Origin of the sequence: Gordonibacter sp., assembly GCF_036667095.1 — a bacterium.
Classification (GTDB): domain Bacteria; phylum Actinomycetota; class Coriobacteriia; order Coriobacteriales; family Eggerthellaceae; genus Gordonibacter.
Map to the genome: position 1 here is coordinate 1 of NZ_JAVWUP010000335.1, position 2,015 is coordinate 2,015.

A 2,015-nucleotide genomic window follows, 5' to 3' on the forward strand; every position below is an offset into this window, starting at 1 on the left:
ACACACCCAAGCTGTGCCGCCGCCTGTTCTGTGGTTTCGATTTTTGGCCTGTCGGCTGGCATAAGATAGCGCCTGCCCAATTCAAAAAGCGCAACAATCTCGCTTGTTTTTGCCGGCCCCATCCCTTGGATGTCCAATAGATCCTCGTAGGCAATAGAGCTACCTTTGTCCTTCAGTAGTTTAAGTATTTTTCTTGCTATCTGCTCCGCAGACACCTGCTTATTGCCGCTTCCTATAAAAAGATACAATAACTCTACGTCTGTGAGATGTGCGGCACCATATTTTGCTAGTTTTTCTCTTGGCATAAGTCTATTCATAGCTGTACCCAATATCTATCGGAATCCACTGGTTAACGCAACACTATTGAGGTGCGCACGCTTTCCTAGATCGGACGCTAGCCCATTGCTTCGTGAGGCTGTTTATATTCTACTGGACTTACGCCTTGTAGGTCGCACGAAAGTAACTTCGTGGTAAGTGGTTGAGCCGTGCGCTTTGCTACTCACGGCCTACGCGCCATCTGAAATCATGGAATCACAAGGAGTTTGCCGAGGAGGCGTGGAATGGCAACTCGTACGCTAAAGGGGAAACAGCACACATCATGCAGCGCATGATTGACCACCGCATCATTCATTCCTTGTACTATTTAAGGGACACCGTCGCGCAGGGCGGGGTGTAAAATACTGTCAAGGCATCCATAGACTCCTCGAAGCAGACAAGCGGCCGTCGAAAGAAGGGTGTGGAAATGACTGGAGACACGGCAGGGATGGCAGAAGAATTAGGGCGCGATATTTCTGTTCTTGAGGATGCCATCAACGACATGCTACCTGGCTTAATGTTCTCCGTGAATTGATCGGGGGGCTACAGCCGATCGCGCGGAGAACCTACTCGCTTGACTAACCTGGTGCATTTTTGAGTTGTAAAGCTGCTATCATGCTTGAAGCTTGATCCCGCATTGGTTCTTCAAAACAAATAATCGGCAGCCACTAATTAGCAATCGTTTTATGAGTCTATATGATTTGCATTGATAAGGCTGGTAAATAGTTACTGAATTGAGGAAGATATGAGTGACACAGTAGAAAGCGCGTCTTCAGTTTCGAATTTATCCTTAGGCTTCACAAACAAAGCTTCAACTTCTTTGGTTGTGAGGGTTGTTTTCGAGGTGCTTTGGCTGTTTTTTTTATCGCTATCTTTTCCTGTATTGACGGGCTTGATGGCTGATGCGGCAGATTGGCAAATTCTTCTTTCTTCTTACGGATTGAACGTAGTAAATCTACCGGATATTGACTGGGTTACCATTGTGATTCCCGGGATTGCTCTCATGTTCCTTGCCTATTCCTTTTCGTTTGATTTCATAAATCTTCTTGGAGCGGTTAAGCCATCTTTTCAAATAAATCCGGTAAGACCGGGGAAAATGCACACCGCTTTATTTTGGCTCTCAGCAATTTTCTTCGCAGCATCCGGGGTAATTCACCTCGGATGTATGGCTTCTCGGTATATGGCAACGGTTCCAGGGCTTGAGATTGGAAATGCGATTACTGCTAGCCAAATAATGGCGATATGCGCTGGATTTATCTTGCCGTCAGTATTCGCGAGCACTCTTCTCTGCTGCTTCTTTTGCGCGAAGGGAGCTAAGAGCACGAAAGCGAACCTTACTAATCGAATGAGCAATGCAATGCGTAGCTACCCAATCGCACGGTGGACTCTCCTCGTGAGCGCGATAGTTATTATTGGTGTTTTTGCTCCTCTTTTAGCTATTGCTGCCATGATGATGTTCTCGGTTGTGCTGGCTGTAATCTTCTTTGGAGGTGCCTTAATCCTCTTTATTGCCATATTACCGTCTATTCTGGCCGCAGCACTTCGTTCAAACTAGGAATTAACATTATGATTAAGCTTTTTTTTTACTGCCCAGAGAATCGTTTTCGTCTCTTCTATTACGATTATTTTCTTAGTAGCGTTGATTGGCTGGTTTAGCAACGTATGGACAGCGCCGATAAACGACCTGCAAAATACTGTTC

General features: G+C 45.8%; 2 protein-coding genes. One reads left to right on the forward strand and one right to left on the reverse strand.

From position 1 onward, the window contains the following. Positions 1 to 317 (reverse strand): UPF0758 domain-containing protein (locus RR842_RS14360; RefSeq protein ID WP_332730260.1); only part of this gene is annotated, 317 nt, incomplete at its 3' end. Between the two features lie 743 nt (positions 318 to 1,060). Between RR842_RS14360 and RR842_RS14365 the strand changes: the two genes are divergently transcribed. Beyond that, positions 1,061 to 1,870: a hypothetical protein gene (locus RR842_RS14365; RefSeq protein WP_332730262.1), complete on the forward strand. Its 810-nt coding sequence runs from the start codon at positions 1,061 to 1,063 to the stop codon at positions 1,868 to 1,870. Positions 1,871 to 2,015 lie beyond the last annotated feature (145 nt).

Bases quoted from the DNA above. Each gene is read 5' to 3' on its own strand.
- RR842_RS14365 (WP_332730262.1), top strand. From the start codon at position 1,061: ATGAGTGACACAGTAGAAAGCGCGTCTTCAGTTTCGAATTTATCCTTA.